This window comes from Tabrizicola aquatica, assembly GCF_002900975.1.
Lineage (GTDB): Bacteria > Pseudomonadota > Alphaproteobacteria > Rhodobacterales > Rhodobacteraceae > Tabrizicola > Tabrizicola aquatica.
Genome location: NZ_PJON01000001.1, coordinates 912410 through 928586, shown reverse-complemented (window position 1 = coordinate 928586; position 16177 = coordinate 912410). Strand labels below are relative to the sequence as shown.

The following is a 16177-nucleotide window of genomic DNA, read 5'->3' as shown; positions in this document are numbered from 1 at the left end:
CCGGGGGCTGGCCCCCGGCGGGTGCCACCCATGACCGACACCCCGGAAAAGATCCGCTGCGATGCCTGCCCGGTGATGTGCTACATCGCCCCCGGCCAGACCGGCGCCTGCGACCGCTATGCCAATGAGGCCGGTCGGATCGTGCGGACCGATCCTGTGGTCATGCTCTCGCACAGCGTCGAGGCCGGGGGCCGCATCGTCCCCTTCGCCGCCCGCGACTGGGACGGCACGCCGGTCCCGGCCGATGCCTTCGTCACCGGCATCGGTTCGGGCACGACCTACCCGGACTACAAGCCCGCGCCCTTCATCGTCGCCTCGCAGGTTCAGGGCGCCGACATGGTCACGGTGGTGACCGAGGCGATCTTCTCCTACTGCGGGGTCAAGGTGAAGATCGACACCGACCGGTTCCTTGGCCCCGAAGGCGCCGTGGTGCGCGTCCAGGGCGAACCCATCGGCCATGTGACGACCGCTGAATACGGGTCGCAGATGCTCAGCCTTGGCGGTGTCCACCACCTGACCGGCGGCACCAAGGCCGAGGGGCGCGTCACCTGCGCCGCGATGCTGGCCTTGTGCAACGGCGAGGCGGTGGAACTGGCGATCGACGGCGGCTCGACCCTTGTGGTGCAGGCCGGGCAGGCGCCCATCGTGGACGGGGTGCGCGAAAGGCGGATGCGCGTCGGCTGCGGCTCGGCCACCATCGGCATGTTTGCCGTCCAGTGGCAGGGCCTGGTGGACGAGGTGGTGGTGGTCGATGACCACATCACCGGCGTCGTCAGCGAACATCAGGCCGGCAAGGTGATCGGCTGGCCACCCTCGGGCATCCGGATCAAGGGCCACCGCTCCACCCCCGGGCGCTATTTCAAGGTCTCGGAACCCGGGCAAGGCTGGGGCGGCACGCGGCTGACCGACCCGCTGGAGATCCTGGGCGACTGGAACCCGAAGAAGGGCGCGCGGCCGGGGTTGCGGCTGTTGATGGTGTCCACCACGGGTGAGCAATATGCCTATTACGTCCTGGACGATGCCCTGCGCCCGGTGCCGCAGGACTTGCCAGAAAGCCTGAAGAAATCCGTCGAACTTATTGACGAGAATTGCGAACCTTCGCTTTGCACGGTGCTGTTCGTCGGCGGCGCGGGCGGCAGCCTGCGGGCGGGGGTGGCGAAGAATCCGGTGCGCCTGACGCAGTCAGTGCAGGGGGGCGTCACGCGGCTGACCAGCGGCGGGGCCGAGACCTTCGTCTGGCCGGGTGGCGGGATCACCTTCATGGTCGACGTCACCCGCCTGCCGAAGGGCGCTTTCGGCTATGTTCCCACTCCGGCCCTTGTCGCCCCGCTGGAGTTCACCCTGCCGCGCGCCGACTATCTGGCGATGGGCGGCCATGCCGACAGCATCCGGACGCTGGACCAGTCCATGGCCGAAGGCGGGGAATACCCCACCGCAGCACGGGTCGCGCCATGGCCCTGACCGCCCCCCAGCCCAGCGGTGCCGTCGCGGCCCTGCTGCCGGGCGGGCGGCTGCATCTGCAGCACGGCCCCATCGACATTATCGCCGAGGCTTTCGGCGTGCCCCTGGCCATCCGCGCTGCCCATGCCCGCGCCGCGGCCCGGTTCTCGACCGTGCTGGAAGAACTGGTCGCCGAACTTCCCGCCCTTCGTCTGCCTGGGGCCAGGGTGAACGGCCCCATCGCCCGCCGCATGGCCGAAGCCGTCGCTCCCTTCCGCCCCGCCTTCATCACCCCGATGGCCGCCGTCGCCGGTGCGGTGGCCGAAGAGGTGCTGGCCGCCCTGTCCGGCCCCGGCATCAGCCGCGCCTATGCCAACAACGGCGGCGACATCGCGCTTTGGCTGGCGCAGGGCGAGGAGTTGACCTGCGCCCTGGCCGCCTCGGGCGGGGTGGACCTGGTGACGGTCCGCGCCGCAGACCCGGTGCGGGGCATCGCGACCTCGGGCTGGCGCGGGCGCAGCTTCTCGCTTGGCATCGCGGATGCGGTGACGGTCGTGGCACGGAGCGCGGCGATGGCGGATGCGGCGGCAACGATGATCGCGAATGCGGTGGACCTGGACCATTCCGGCATCCAGCGCCGCCCGGCCTGCGCGGTGCAGTGCGACAGCGACCTTGGCGACCGGCTGGTCACGGTGGCGGTGCCCCCCCTGACCGACGCCGACCGGGCGCGGGCGCTGGAGACGGGCCTGCGCGCGGCCCAGGGTTTCTGCGCGCGTGGATTGATTGAAGGTGCGGCGCTTTTCCTGCAAGGTGAGCGTCGGGTGACAGGCGTTCTGGCGCTGGAACAGGGGGATGCAAGTGGCTGATTTTACAGTGCGTAAGATCGTGGTGCAGCTTGAGGAGATCCGGCATGAGGGCGGCCCCCTGGTCCAGCCCCCCCCGGTCCGGGGCGCGATCTATGCGATCTGCCAGAATCCCTTTGCCGGCCGCTATGAGGCCGACCTGCAAGCGGCGATGGAGGATCTTAAACCGCTCGCCCTGGACCTGACCGACCGCCTTGTCGCCGCCCTTGGCGGGCGCGAGGGGATCGACGCCTATGGCAAGGGTGCCATCGTGGGCGAGGGCGGGGAAAGCGAACACGGCGCGCTTTGGCATGTCGCGGGCGGCTATGGGATGCGGGAACGGCTGGGGGAATGCCGGGCCATCGTGCCCTCGGTGATGAAGGTCGGCGGCATGGGCGCGACGCTGGACCTGCCCTTGGGCCACCTGAACGCGGCCTATGTCCGCTCGCGCTTCGATGCGATCACGCTGGCCTGCGCCGATGGGCCCCGCGCGACCGAGGTCCTGTTCGCGCTTGGCATGGCGCGCGGCGGCAGGGTCCACAGCCGGATGGGCGGGCTGGAAGTCCACCAGGTCAAGGGGGAGGACGGGCTAAGGTGACGCGCGACCCAAAATCCTCTGAAGGATTTTGCCCAAAGTTTTCGAAAACTTTGGGGGCGGGCGGTCTGGCCGTCCTGCTGACGCCCGGCCTTGCCATTGCCTGCGCCTTGCCGCCCTCGGTCATCCTGACGCTGCCGACGGGCCACTACATCACCGCCGCCGCGCTGACGGTGGCGCTGACCGCAGTCATGGGCGCCGTCGCCCACCGGCTGCCGGTCATGGCCCCGCGCCTTGTGTGGGAGCGGCGGGTGCTGCTGCCGGTGGGGCTTACCTCTTACCTGTCGTTTATGGCTTTCCTCGCCCTGGTCCTTGTCGGCCTCTTTGGCGAGCGTGACCCGATGCATAACCTGATGACGCTGGTGTTCTGGACTGGTGTCTGGATCGCTGTCCCGCTTGGCTCGATGCTGCTGGGCAACCTTTGGCGGCCGCTCAACCCTTGGACCGGCCCCGTGCGCATCGCCCGCACGCTTCTGGGCCGCTCCGGCAGCGTCGGCCTTGCCCGCCTTGGCCATTGGCCGGCGGTCGCGGGCTATGCCGGTTTCGTCTGGTTCCAGATGGTCTCGCTTTACCCCGACGACCCCGCCGTCCTGGCCCAGGTCGCGCTGGCCTATTGGGCCGTCATCTTCCTGCTGGCGGTGGCCGAGGGCGAGGATTGGCTGGACCAGGGTGAGTTCCTGACCGTCCTGTTCGGCTTCATCGCCAAGGTCTCGCCGCTTTGGCACGAAACTGCGGGCGCGCGCTCCCGCCTGATGCGCGGCTGGCCCGGCACGCAGGTGCTTGCAATGCCGCCCCTGACCCCTTCGGCCGTGGTCTTTGTCAGCCTTGCCCTGGCCGCGCTGACCTTCGACGGTCTGGCCGAGACCTTCTGGTGGCAGGGGCTGATCGGCGAGAACCCGTTAGAGCCGACGGGGCGCAGCGCGGTGATGTGGCAGAACACCGGGGGCCTTTTGGCGATCTGGGTGCTGACGCTGGCGCTGATCCTGGGCGCGATCACGCTGGGCCGCAAGGTCGGCGGCGGCTTTGCCACCGGGCCGGTGATGCTGTCGTTCCTGGCCATCGCGGCGGGCTATCACGCGGCGCATTATCTGGTGATGTTGCTGACCGCCGGGCAATATACCCTGGCCGCGCTGAACGATCCGTTCCTGACCGGGGACAGCTGGCTGGGCCTGCCGCCCTTCTATGTCTCGTTCGGCTTCCTGACCGATACCCGGGTCATGCCTGTGATCTACGGCCTGCAATTCGTCGCCATCCTTGGCGCGCATCTTCTGGCTGTGCTTCTGGGGCTGAAACTTGCGGGGCAGGGCGCGCGGCCGGTGGCGCATCTGCCGATGACCGTGCTGATGGTGGGTTATACCGTGCTTGGCCTGTGGCTGCTGTCGACTGCCAGGTCTGGCTGAAAAGGCTGGACAAATCCGGGCCTTGGCCCGCCAATGACATCAAGGGCCCGCTGAGAGGCCGCAACAGTGGAGAGACGGACATGACGAACACCTTGCTGCATCCCACCCGCCGCGGCCTGCTGATGGCCGGGGGCGCGGGCCTACTGACCGCCGCCCTGCCGGGCTATGTCGCGGCGCAGGCCGCGCCCATCAAGATCGGCTTCCAGTTGCACCGCACCGGCATCGGCGCGGCCTACGGCCGCTGGTACGAACGCACCGCGCAAGCCGCGCTGAAGGCGATCAATGACGCCGGCGGCATCGCCGGCCGTCCGGTCGAGATCCTGTTCGAGGACGACGCGACCGACCCCAAGCGCGGGTCCGAGGTGGTGGACAAGCTGACCCAGTCCGATGGCTGCGACCTGGTGATGGGAACGCTCTTTTCCCATGTCGTCATGGGGTCCGCGCCGAGGGCGGGTGAGTTGAAAGTGCCCTACCTCGTCTGCTCCGAGGGCTACCACGTCGCAAGCGGGGCGCTGAACCGCTGGACGCTGCAGCCCGGCATCACCGATGTCCGTGCGCAGATTTCCACGATGGCGCCCTGGGTCAGCCAGAACCTTGGCAAGAAGGTCACGATGGTCTTTCCGGACTATGCCTTCGGCCACGACCACCGCGACTTCTTCACCGCCGCGATCCAGGCTCAGGGCGGCGAGGTCATCGCCCAGATCGCCGTGCCCCCGACCGAAACCAGCTTCACCCGCTATTTCCCGCAGATCCCGGCCGAGACCGAGGTCATCTATCACGTCATGGTCGGCCCCGCCGTCCTGACCTTCGTCAAGGAATTGGGCGAGTTCTACGGGACCGGCGCCAAGCCCGCGCTCTTCGGCTTCATCGACTCGCTTGAGGCCGTCGATACGGCCACGCCGGGCCTGGAATTCCTGGAAGGCTCGCACTTCTGGGAAGCCCATCCCCGCGTGAAAGCCACCGATGCCGGTGAGCATGAGGCCGCCTATCGCGCCGCCGTAGGGGTGGACGACAACGGCGCATCGGTCAGCGACGCGGCGGATGTGTCGACCTACAGCCACATGTTCTCGACCTGGGAGACGCTCTACTTCATCAAGCAGGCGATGGAGGCGTCGGGCTACACCGGCCCCGCCGACCGGCAAAAGCTGGTCGAGGCGATGGAGGCGATCACCGATCTGCCCTATGGCATCGAACGGCCGCAGGGGGCCAAGCGCTTCAACGGCAAGACGCACCAGGTCTTTGGCTCGCAGCACATCAGTCAGGTCCAGGGCGGCAAGCTGGTCAAGGTCCATACGACGACGATCGACGAGGGGCTTTACGAGGACGCGGTCGACTATACGACCATGTCCTTCTGAAACCGCAGGGTGGGCGGATCGCCCACCCTACTCCCCCGCATCGGGTGGGCGCAGCACCCATCCAACCCAGTCACAGGACCTGCATGGCCTTCGGACCCTTCCTGCTTCTTGCCCTGATGGAGGGCCTGGTGACCGCCGCAGTTCTTGCGCTGGCGGCGGCGGGCCTGTCGCTGGTGTTCGGTGTCATGCGCGTCGTCAACGTGGCACATGGCGAGTTCTACATGCTGGGCGCGGTCCTGGCCTGGGCCGTCACCACCATGATCCCCGGCCCCCCGGCGCTGGCCTTCCTGGCGGCCGTCCTCATCGCGCCGCTTCTGGTCGCAGCCCTGGCTGCTGCCGCCGATGGCCTCATCCTGAAGCGGCTGAACTATGACCCCGAGGCGACCATCGTCGCCACCATCGGCCTTCTCTACATCCTGCAGCAGGCGGCGCTGTCGCTTTATGGCCCCAATGCCTATCCCGTGACCGCCCCCTTCGAGTGGCGCATCCAGCTGCCCTGGTTCGGCTATTCCGGCTACAAGCTGTTCGTGGTCCTTGCCGCCGAGCTGGTGCTGCTTGGCCTGTGGCTGTTCATGACCCGCACCAGGGCGGGCCTCATCATGCGGGCGACGCAGGTGGACCGGTCCACCGCCCAGGCCTTCGGGGTCAACGTGGACCGGGTCTACATGGGCACCTTCGCGCTTGGCGCGGGGCTGGCCGCATTGGCCGGAGTGTTGATCGTCCCGATCCAGCAGGCCCAATACCTGATGGGCCATGACCCCCTGCTTTTGTCCTTCATTGTCGTCATCATCGGCGGCCTTGGGTCATTGCGCGGAACCCTGATCGCCGCGCTGGTGATCGGCCTGTCGGATGGCGTGATCAGCATGTTCTTCACGCCGACCCTTGCCAAGATCCTGGCGACGCTTCTGGTCGCCATGGTCCTGGTCTTTCGTCCGCAGGGCCTGTTCGGAGCCAGGGCATGACAGGTGGGGGCGTGAAGGTCTGGGTGCTTCATCTTACCCTCATCGCCGCCCTGTTCGCGGCGCAGTTCCTGCTCTCGCCCTACCACGCCACCAACCTTGCGCGGATCATGGTCCTGGCGGTCTTTGCGATGGGCTACAACCTGGCCTTCGGCTACACTGGCCTTCTCAGCCTGGGCCATGCGCTGCTGCTTGCCGCCGGGATGTATGCGGCGGGACTTCCGGCCCAGCTTTGGGGCTGGACCGCCGGCCCCGCCTTCATCGCCGGGATCGCAGGCGGGGGCCTCGTCGCTGCGGCCCTTGGCCTGCTCGCCCTGCGGACGGCGGGGGTCAGCTTCATGATCGTGACGCTGATGTTCGCCCAGGCCGGCTTCCTGACACTGCTTTACTTCGCCCCGATTACCGGCGGGGACGACGGGTTTGCCGTCGCCGCCGCCAGCCGCACGCTCATGGGCTTTGATCTGTCCACCGACACCCCCCGCTTTCTTGCGGCGCTGACGATCTTTGCCATCGGCCTTTGTGCCAGCCTGGCCCTTGTCCGCTCACCCTTCGGCCGGACCATGGTCGCGATGCGCGAGAATGAGGAGCGCAGCCGGATGCTGGGGATGAACCCCTTCACCGTCAAACTGGCGGCGCTGACGATCTCGGGCCTTTATGCCGGGGCGGCGGGGGCGGCCTATGCGATCCTGTTCGGCTATGTCGGGGCCAGTTTCGCCACGATCCAGTATTCGATCCTGCCGATGCTTTACGTCCTTCTGGGCGGCGCGGGCACCACGCTTGGCCCCTTCCTTGGCGCGCTGCTGATGTTCGCCCTGATCGAGGCCGCGACCGGCATCACCACCGCGCACCAGTTCATCGTCGGCGCGGCGCTTGTGGTGCTGGTCCTGTTCGCGCCGAAAGGCATCCTTGGGACGATCCGGGAAAGGTGGGCCAGATGGCTGTCCTGATCGAGACGCGCGGCCTGACCCGGCACTTCGGCGGCTTGCGGGCGGTGGACGGGGTGGATTTCGCCCTGCAACCGGGCGAAATCCATGGCCTGATCGGTCCGAACGGGGCCGGCAAGACGACCTTTGTCAGCCTTCTGTCCGGGCGCCTGCCGGCCCAGTCCGGGACCATCCTTCTGGGTGGCGAGGACATCACCCGGCTTCCCGCCCATGCCCGCGTGCGCAAGGGGATTGCTTATACCTTCCAGATCACCTCGATCTTCCCGCGGCTGACCGTGTTCGACAACGTGGCGCTCGCGGTGCAGTCCCAGGGGTCCGCCGAGTTGGCCGCCCGCACCCGCGCCGCGCTGGCCCGTGTCGGACTGCAAGGGCTGGAGGAGCAAGAGGCGCAGACGCTGTCCTACGGCCACCAGCGCCTGCTGGAACTGGCGATGGGCCTGGCGCTGAACCCCAAGCTGCTGATCCTGGACGAGCCGACCCAGGGCCTTGCCGCCAGCGAGATCGAGGGGTTCAAGACCCTGGTCCGCAGCCTGGTGCCGCAGACAACTGTCCTGCTGATCGAACACAACATGGAGGTGGTGATGGACCTTGCCACCCGGATCACCGTCCTGACCTTCGGCCGGGTCCTGGCAACCGGCACGCCCGCCGAGGTCCGCGCCAATCCTGCCGTGCAGGAGGCCTACCTTGGCGCTTGAGGTTCAGGGCCTGACCGCAGGCTACGGCCCGGTCACCGTGCTGCGCGGCGTCGATTTCCGGGCCGAGCCGGGCCGGATCACCTGCCTGATGGGCCGCAACGGGGTGGGCAAGTCCACCTTCCTCAAGGCGCTGATGGGCCTGGTTTCTGCCAGCGCCGGGACCGTGACGCTGGACGGCCAGCCCCTGCACGGCCTGCCCGCGCATGAGGTGCCAAAGCGCGGCCTGGCCTATGTGCCCCAGGGCCGCCGCTTGTTCGGTCCCCTGACCGTGGCGGAAAACCTGGCCGTCGGCGGCCTTGTCCGCCGCAACGACCCCGCCCGGCTGGAGCAGGTGCTGACCCTGTTTCCCCGGCTGCGCGACCGGCTGGGGCAGGTCTCGGGCACGCTTTCGGGCGGCGAGCAGCAGATGCTTGCCATCGCCCGCGCGCTTTGCCTTGACCCCAGGGTGCTGCTTCTGGACGAGCCGACCGAGGGGCTGCAACCCTCGATCATCGCACTGATCCAGGAGGCGGTGGTGACGCTGAAAGGGCAGGGCGTGGCCGTGGTGCTGGTGGAACAACGGGTGGATGCGGTGCTGAAACTGGCCGACCGCGTGGCCTTCATGGTCGCGGGCCGGATCGAAGCGGGACGGGATGTGGCGGGCCTGACCGCCAGCGACCCGCTGTTCCGAACCTATGTGGGGGTATGAATGACGCCTTGCGCTGACCATCGGGCGGCCGGAATCCTTCGACGTGGGACAGGGTGGCGGGCATGACGGGCCTTGTCGCCGGTGTCGACGTGGGCGGCACCTTTACCGACCTTGCGATCTTCGATCCGGCCACCGGCGCGGTGCGGCTGGCCAAGGTGCCGACCACGCTGCCGAACCAGGCCGGCGGCGTGCTGGCCGCCTTCGACGCGGCGGGGGCGGAACTGTCGCAGATCGACCTTATCGTCCATGGCACCACCACCACGACCAACGCGGTGCTGGAACGCCAGCTCTCCAAGACCGGCCTTGTCACCACGATGGGCTTTCGCGACGTGCTGGAACTTGGCCGCCGCACCCGGCCGCAGGCTTACGGGATGCACGGCTCCTTCACCCCCGTCATCCCCCGCGACCTGCGCCTGGAGGTGCCCGAGCGCATGGACGCCCGCGGCCGCGTCCTGACGCCCCTGGACGAGGACGCCCTGCGCGCCGCCGTCATCCAACTGCGCGACCAGGGCTGTGAGGCGCTGGTGATCCACTTCCTGCACGCCTATGCCAACCCCGCGCACGAATTGCGCGCGGCCGAAGTGGCGCGCGAACTCTGGCCCAACGACTACATCACCCTGGGCCATGCCCTTCTGTCGGAATCGCGGGAGTATGAGCGGGGGGTGACGGCGGCCGTCAACGCCTCGGTCCAGCCACTGCTGGAACGCTACGTCGCCCGGCTGGCCGCGCAACTGGCGGCCAAGGGCTATGCCCGCGACCTTCTGGTGATGAACGGCAACGGCGGCATGGTGGCGGCCAAGGACGTCGCGCGCGAGGCGGTCAAGACCGTGATGTCCGGCCCGGCCTCGGGCGTGATGGCCGCCGTGGCCACCGGGCGGCGGGCGGGGATGCCGAACCTTCTGACCTATGACATGGGCGGCACCAGCACGGACGTGGCGATGATCCGGGGTGGCGTGGCCCCGGTCTCGAACGAGATCGAGGTCGAATATGCCATGCCGATCCATGTCCCGATGGTGGACGTGCGCACCGTTGGCGCGGGCGGCGGCTCCATCGCCCGGATCGACGCGGGCGGGATGCTGCGGGTCGGGCCGGAAAGCGCCGGCTCCACCCCCGGCCCGATCTGCTATGGACGCGGGGGCACCAGGGTCACGATCTCGGATGCGAACCTGATCCTCGGTCGCCTCCCCGCCAGTCGCTTCGGCCAGGCCGCCGCCGCCGCGCATCAGACGATGCAGGACCAGATCGCGGCCCCCCTCGGCCTGTCGGTGGAACAGGCGGCCGAGGCGGTGATCCGCATCGCCAACACCCATATGGCCGGCGCGATCCGCATGGTCTCGATCTCGATGGGCGCCGACCCGCGCGACTTTGCGCTCTTTGCCTTTGGCGGGGCCGGACCCCTGCATGCCGTGGCCCTTGCGCGTGAGTTGAACGTCCCCAAGGTCCTGATCCCCGCCCGCCCCGGCATCACCAATGCGCTTGGCTGCGTCGTGGCCGACCTGCGCCACGACTTCGTCCGCACCCTGAACCGCCCGCTTGACGCGGTGGACATGGCCGAGGTCCACCAGGTCCTTGCCCAGCAAGAGGCCGAGGGCCGCCGCCTGATCGGGCTGGAGAAGATCGCCCTCACCACCACCCGCGCCGAATATTCCGCCGAAATGCAGTTCGTCGGCCAGACCCATCTTCTGCGCGTCCCCTTGCCGTCGCCCACCCCCAGCCGCGAGGACCTTCAGCGCCGGTTCGAGGCCGCCTATCACGCCCGCTTCCGCGTCGACCTGCCGACGATCCGGGCGAACCTGGTGAACTTGAACTGCTCGGTGATTGGTGAGCGGCCGGCCCTGGACCTGTCGCGTCTGATCGACCCCGCAGGCCGCAAAGCCAGCGCGGACCCCAGCGCCATCCGCCGGGTCTGGTTCGACGGCTGGCACGATACGCCGGTCTACTGGCGCGACCACCTGCCGGCCGAGGCCACCCTGCAAGGCCCCGCCGTCATCGAACAGATGGACTCCACCATCGTCATCGACCCCGGCGCCCGCGTGGCCCAGGACGGAGACGGCAACCTGATCGTAGAGGTCGGCGCATGACACGGCTCCTCGCGTCCCTTCGGTCGCTCCTCGCAGGGCCGCAGCGAAGAGCAAGCGCCAGCGCCGCGATGAGCGGTCCCGGAGAGGCAGCATGATCGACCCCGTCACCCTTGCCGTCATCCAGGCCGGCTTGCAGCAGGTCTGCGACGAGATGGACCTGACCTTCTCGCGTGCCGCCTTCAGCCCGGTGATCGCCGAGGCCGACGACCGATCCGATGGGATCTATTCGGCCGCCGACGGCAGCCTGATCGCGCAAGGATCGAAAGGTCTGCCGGTCTTTGTCGGCGTCATGCAGTTCTCGACCCGCACGATCCTGGAACGCATTGCGGAAGGCATTACCGCCGCGCCCGCGCCCGGCGACATCTACATCGTCAACGACCCCTACCTGGGCGGCACGCATCTGATGGATGTGCGCTTTGCCATGCCGGTCTGGCGGAATGGCGCGATCTTCTGCTGGCTCTCCAACACCGGCCATTGGCCCGACACCGGCGGCGCGGTGCCCGGCGGCTTTTCGGCCAGCGCGATCAGCGCAGAACAGGAAGGGCTGCGCATCCCGCCGGTCAAGCTGTTCAAGGCGGGGGTTCTGGACCAGGAAATCTACCAGATCATCTGCTCGAACATCCGGGTGTCGGAACAGCGGATCGGGGATGTGAAGGCCCAGGCCTCGGCCCTGCTGGTCGGGGCGGACCGGCTGGGGGCGCTTCTGGACCGCTATGGCGACGCCACCGTGACCGAGGCGATTGCGCAGATGCGCCAGCTTGCAGCGAAACAGATGCGCGCGATGATCGACCTGATCCCCGACGGCACCTATCGCGCCACGGCCAGCATCGACAGCGACGGCGTGGTGAACCAGCCCCTGACCATTGCCCTGACCGTGACAAAGGGCGACGGCCTGACCTTCGACTTCGCCGGCTCCTCGCCGCCCTGCATGGGCCCGATGAACTCGGTCCGCGCGACGACGCTGTCGGCGGTCTACCTTGCGATGCGCCACATCTTCCCTGACGTCCCGATCAGCGCCGGCGCGTTCGAGCCGCTGACCGTGACCGGCATCGCAGGCACCTTCCTTGACGCGCAATACCCGCGCCCCGTTTCGGGCTGCGCGGCCGAGGTCAGCCAGCGGATTGCCGAGGCGGTGTTTGCCGCACTGGTCCAGGCGATCCCGGACCGGGTGACTGCCGCGCCCGCAGGCACCAGCGGCAACTTCGGGCTGGGCGGGCATGACCCCGAAAAGGGGCGCGACTATGTGATGTACCAGATTTCCGGCGGCGGCTATGGCGGCTTTGCCGGCGGCGACGGCATCGCCAACGGCTGCTCTACCATCGGCATTTCCAAGGCCCCCCCGGTCGAGATCATGGAGCAGACCTATCCCGTCCTCTTCCGTCGCTACGCGCTGCACGAAGGCTCGGGCGGGGCAGGGCAGCACCGCGGCGGCTTCGGGCTGGATTACGAGATCGAACTGCTGCGTGGTCAGGCCCGGGCCAGTTTCGTCATGGACCACGGCCGCACCGGGCCGCAAGGCGCCCTTGGCGGCCAGGATGGCGCGCTGAACCGGGTCGAGGTGATCCGGGGCGGGGTGACGCTGGTGCCGGAACATCTGTCCAAGGCCCAGGACATCGCTCTGGAACCGGGCGACCGGGTCCGCGTCCGCACGCCGGGCGGCGGGGGCTATGGCCCGCCCGCTGCCCGCGACCCCGCGCTGGTGGCCGAAGATGTGCGCCTTGGTCGCTATACGGCAGAGGAGGCGGCGCGCCTATGGCCGAAGGGCGCGACCGGGACCCAAAATCCTTAAGCAAGGATTTTGACAAATTCCTTACTTAAGGAATTTGGCCCCGGCCCGACCGTCCCGCCCTATTCTGCCGCGTGCGGCCGCGCCTGGCCGCCGGTCAGCTTGGCCTCCAGCGCCATCAGCCGGCCCTGCACCAGCGCCAACTCCTCGCGGCCCTGCTCGATCCGCTCGGCCAGCACATGCGCCTCGGGGCTTTCCGGCTCGACTTCCTTGCGGCCGATGAAGCGGCCCAGGACCCAGGAGAAGAGCCGCGACAGATCGTCCATCACCAGATACATCGACGGCACGACGACCAGGCTCAACACGGTCGAGACGATGATCCCGCCCATCACCGCGATCGCCATCGGCGCGCGGAAGGCCCCGCCTTCGCCCACCCCCAGCGCCGAGGGCAGCATCCCCGCCGACATCGCGATCGAGGTCATCACGATCGGCCGCGCCCGCTTGTGCCCGGCCTCGATCACCGCCTCGATGCGGTTCATGCCGCGCACCCGCATCTCGATGGCGAAGTCGATCAGCAGGATCGCGTTCTTCGCCACGATCCCCATCAGCATCAGGATGCCGATCAGCACCGGCATGGACAGCGGATTTTGCGTCAGGATCAGCGCCGCCGCCACGCCACCCACGGACAGCAAGAGCGAGAAGATGATCGTCACCGGCTGCACCACCGAATGGAACAGCAGGATCAGCACGAACATCATCAGAAGGACGCCCAAGACCATCGCATTGACGAAGCTGCCGACCAGTTCCGCCTGCACCTCGGCATCGCCCGAGGGCGAGACTTGCACCGATGCCGGCAAGTTCAGCGTCGGCAGCAGCTCCTGGAACCGGGCGGTGGCCTGGTCCAGCACGAAGCCCGGCGCGATATCTGCCCCCACCGTCGCCACCCGCAGCCGGTTCAGCCGCTTGACGACCGAAGGGCCCTCGGCCACCTCGACCGTCGCCACCGCTGACAGGGGTACCGGGCCCACCGCCGTCATCAGTTTCAGCGCCGAGATCCGGGCCAGGTTGTCGCGGCTGGCTTCGTCCAGCTGCACCCGGATCGGGACTTGCCGGTTGTCGATCGACAGCTTGCCAAGCGCGGCCGAGATGTCGCCGATGGTCGCCACCCGCACCACGGAGGCGATCTGCTGCACGGTGACGCCCAGCCGGGCGGCCTCATCCGCCTTGGGGGTGATCTGGATTTCCGGCCGGGGCAGCGACGCCTCGGTCGAGGCGTTCAGGAACATTGGTTCCAGCCGCAGCGCCTCGTCGATCTTGCGGATCGCCTCGTCCAGGTCCTGCTCGTCATCCGAGAGGATGTCAAAGCTGAAGGGCCGCGCGCCCCCACCCATCGCCGCCGCCTTGTAGGCCCGCAGGTCCGGCACCTCCCGCAGCGCGTTGAACACCTCGGTCTCGATCTCGGCCTGCGGGCGGATGCGGCCCTGCAACGGCGCCTCGGGCAGGATCGGCCCGACCAGCGGAATCCGCTGTGCCAGGTCCGACAGCTTGCGCCCCAGCCCGTTGTCCAGCCGGTCCAGGATGATGGTGAAGGTCGCCCGCCGGATGTCGCGGTCGCCCAGGGGGGTCGAGCCGCCGATCACCAGCACCGATTTCACGCCTTCGATCTCCAGCACGGCGTCGCGCATCCGGTCGGTGGTGGCGGCCGTGTCGTCAAGGGTGGACCCCGGCGGCAGTTCGACCGAAACCACGATCCGGCTTTCATCCTCGGGCGGGAACAGGCTGCCCGGCACCTGCAGCATGGCAATTACCGACAAGATCACCACACCAATCGCCACGACCAGGGTGACGTAATAGGTCGGCAACGCCAGCCAGGGCCGCGTGGAGGACCGCCGGACCTTGGTCGTGGCATGCACCATCCGCAGGTAGCCGCGCATGATCAGGCCGTCGCCGTGGCCTTCGTCATGGCCGACCGCGTCCTTGGTGCGCATCAGATAGGCCGCCATCATCGGCGTGATCAGTCGCGCGACCAGAAGCGAGAACAGGACCGCAATCGCCACCGTCAGGCCGAACTGCCGGAAATACTGGCCGGGAATCCCGGGCATGAAGCTGACCGGCACAAAGACCGCGACGATGGTGAAGGTGGTCGCGATCACGGCCAGGCCGATCTCGTCCGCCGCCTCGATGGCCGCGCGGAACGGGGTCTTGCCCATGCGGATGTGCCGGGCGATGTTTTCGATTTCCACGATGGCGTCGTCGACCAGGATGCCGGTTGCCAGCGTCAGCGCCAGGAAGCTGACCAGGTTCAGCGAAAAGCCCAGCATGTCCATCAGCCAGAAGGTCGGCACGGCCGACAGCGGCAGCGCCACCGCCGCGATCAGCGTCGCGCGCCAGTTGCGCAGGAAGGCCAGCACCACAAGGACCGCCAGCAGCGCGCCTTCCAGCAGCGTGTGGATCGCCGCCTCATAGTTACCGTAGGTGTAGAACACCGAGTCATCGACCATGCTGATGGTCACATCCGGGTTCTCGGCCCGCAACTGGTCGACAACCGTGTTCGTCGTTTCGGCCACGCTGACCTCGGACGCGCCCTTGGAGCGGAAGACCAGGAAGGCCACCGTCGCTTCGCCGTCGAAGCGGGCAAAGCTTTTCAGCTCTTCATAGCTGTCCACCACCCGACCCAGGTCGGTCAGCTTCACGAACCGGCCCGAGGGCAGCGCGATGGTCGTCTGCGCCAGGCTGTCCACCGTGCCGCTGTCGCCCAGCGTGCGGATCACCTGCTCGCCTTCGCCCAGGTTCACCTTGCCGGCACCCAGGTTGGTATTCGTCGCCGCGATCTGCGCGCTGACGGCCTGGGCCGTCACGCCATAGCTGTCCATCCGCACCGGGTCGAGTTCCACCCGGATCTCGCGGTCGGCCCCGCCAATGCGGGTGACGCGGCCGATGCCGGGCCGGCCCTGCAAGGCACGGGTCACGGTGTCGTCGACGAACCAGCTCAACTCCTCCATCGTGCGGTTCGGAGCGGTGACCGTGAAGGTCATGATCGCCTGGCCTTCCACGTCGATGCGGCTGACGATGGGGGCCTCGATCCCGCCCGGCAGGTCGCCGCGGATCTGGTCGACGGCGTCCTTCACATCCTGCACCGCCTTGTCGGTGGGGATTTCCATGCGGAATTCCACGACCGTGGTCGACAGCCCGTCGGTCACGGTCGAAGTAACGCGCTTGGCCCCGGTCAGACCGGCAACGGCATCCTCGATCTCTTTGGTGATCTGGGTTTCCATCTCGGCCGGCGCGGCGCCCGACTGGGCGACGCTGACCGCCACAAGGGGCACGTCGATATTGGGAAAGCGGGTGATCGGCAGGCTGTTGAAGCTTTGCCAGCCCAGCACCATCAGCAGGAAGAAGGCCAGAAGCGGGGCAACCGGATTGCGGATCGACCAGGCAGAGAAGTTCATCGC

12 protein-coding genes are annotated in these 16177 nt (G+C 68.1%); 11 read left to right on the top strand and 1 reads right to left on the bottom strand.

Annotated elements, in window-relative coordinates:
* The first annotated feature begins 30 nt into the window (after window positions 1-30).
* From CXR42_RS04515 to CXR42_RS04465, 11 genes are all read left to right on the top strand, one after another.
* A complete protein-coding gene (locus CXR42_RS04515; protein ID WP_103256278.1) occupies window positions 31-1461 on the top strand; it encodes a 6-hydroxynicotinate reductase in 1431 nt (476 codons plus the stop codon).
* Window positions 1452-2306, top strand: a complete 855-nt coding sequence (locus tag CXR42_RS04510) for a UPF0280 family protein (protein ID WP_103256277.1) — start codon at window positions 1452-1454, stop codon at window positions 2304-2306. Before CXR42_RS04515 ends, CXR42_RS04510 begins: the two co-directional genes overlap by 10 nt.
* Entirely contained in the window at window positions 2293-2880 is a 588-nt protein-coding gene (locus CXR42_RS04505) for an amino acid synthesis family protein (RefSeq protein WP_219727917.1), read from the top strand. Before CXR42_RS04510 ends, CXR42_RS04505 begins: the two co-directional genes overlap by 14 nt.
* Window positions 2877-4277: a hypothetical protein gene (locus CXR42_RS04500; RefSeq protein WP_146037995.1), complete on the top strand. Its 1401-nt coding sequence runs from the start codon at window positions 2877-2879 to the stop codon at window positions 4275-4277. Before CXR42_RS04505 ends, CXR42_RS04500 begins: the two co-directional genes overlap by 4 nt.
* Window positions 4278-4357: 80 nt before the next feature.
* Complete coding sequence (locus CXR42_RS04495; RefSeq protein WP_103257021.1) at window positions 4358-5632, top strand: ABC transporter substrate-binding protein; 1275 nt, start codon at window positions 4358-4360, stop codon at window positions 5630-5632.
* Between the two features lie 83 nt (window positions 5633-5715).
* Window positions 5716-6594: a branched-chain amino acid ABC transporter permease gene (locus CXR42_RS04490; RefSeq protein ID WP_103256275.1), complete on the top strand. Its 879-nt coding sequence runs from the start codon at window positions 5716-5718 to the stop codon at window positions 6592-6594.
* A complete protein-coding gene (locus CXR42_RS04485) occupies window positions 6591-7538 on the top strand; it encodes a branched-chain amino acid ABC transporter permease (RefSeq protein WP_103256274.1) in 948 nt (315 codons plus the stop codon). Before CXR42_RS04490 ends, CXR42_RS04485 begins: the two co-directional genes overlap by 4 nt.
* A complete protein-coding gene (locus CXR42_RS04480) occupies window positions 7526-8230 on the top strand; it encodes an ABC transporter ATP-binding protein (RefSeq protein ID WP_103256273.1) in 705 nt (234 codons plus the stop codon). Before CXR42_RS04485 ends, CXR42_RS04480 begins: the two co-directional genes overlap by 13 nt.
* On the top strand, window positions 8220-8918 hold the full coding sequence (locus tag CXR42_RS04475; protein ID WP_219727916.1) for an ABC transporter ATP-binding protein: 699 nt from the start codon (window positions 8220-8222) through the stop codon (window positions 8916-8918). The genes CXR42_RS04480 and CXR42_RS04475 overlap by 11 nt, the downstream gene beginning before the upstream one ends.
* 62 nt (window positions 8919-8980) lie before the next feature.
* Window positions 8981-10999, top strand: a complete 2019-nt coding sequence (locus tag CXR42_RS04470; RefSeq protein ID WP_103256271.1) for a hydantoinase/oxoprolinase family protein — start codon at window positions 8981-8983, stop codon at window positions 10997-10999.
* Between the two features lie 91 nt (window positions 11000-11090).
* On the top strand, window positions 11091-12788 hold the full coding sequence (locus tag CXR42_RS04465) for a hydantoinase B/oxoprolinase family protein (protein WP_103256270.1): 1698 nt from the start codon (window positions 11091-11093) through the stop codon (window positions 12786-12788).
* 59 nt (window positions 12789-12847) lie between these two features.
* Here the strand turns inward: CXR42_RS04465 and CXR42_RS04460 are convergent, their stop codons facing one another.
* On the bottom strand, window positions 12848-16174 hold the full coding sequence (locus CXR42_RS04460) for an efflux RND transporter permease subunit (RefSeq protein WP_103256269.1): 3327 nt from the start codon (window positions 16172-16174) through the stop codon (window positions 12848-12850).
* Window positions 16175-16177: the final 3 nt, after the last annotated feature.

Coding starts and splice junctions, on each gene's coding strand:
- CXR42_RS04490 (WP_103256275.1), top strand. CDS start 5,716: ATGGCCTTCGGACCCTTCCTGCTTCTTGCCCTGATGGAGGGCCTGGTG.
- CXR42_RS04505 (WP_219727917.1), top strand. CDS start 2,293: ATGCAAGTGGCTGATTTTACAGTGCGTAAGATCGTGGTGCAGCTTGAG.
- CXR42_RS04465 (WP_103256270.1), top strand. CDS start 11,091: ATGATCGACCCCGTCACCCTTGCCGTCATCCAGGCCGGCTTGCAGCAG.
- CXR42_RS04510 (WP_103256277.1), top strand. CDS start 1,452: ATGGCCCTGACCGCCCCCCAGCCCAGCGGTGCCGTCGCGGCCCTGCTG.
- CXR42_RS04495 (WP_103257021.1), top strand. CDS start 4,358: ATGACGAACACCTTGCTGCATCCCACCCGCCGCGGCCTGCTGATGGCC.
- CXR42_RS04485 (WP_103256274.1), top strand. CDS start 6,591: ATGACAGGTGGGGGCGTGAAGGTCTGGGTGCTTCATCTTACCCTCATC.
- CXR42_RS04470 (WP_103256271.1), top strand. CDS start 8,981: ATGACGGGCCTTGTCGCCGGTGTCGACGTGGGCGGCACCTTTACCGAC.
- CXR42_RS04480 (WP_103256273.1), top strand. CDS start 7,526: ATGGCTGTCCTGATCGAGACGCGCGGCCTGACCCGGCACTTCGGCGGC.
- CXR42_RS04460 (WP_103256269.1), bottom strand. CDS start 16,174: ATGAACTTCTCTGCCTGGTCGATCCGCAATCCGGTTGCCCCGCTTCTG.
- CXR42_RS04515 (WP_103256278.1), top strand. CDS start 31: ATGACCGACACCCCGGAAAAGATCCGCTGCGATGCCTGCCCGGTGATG.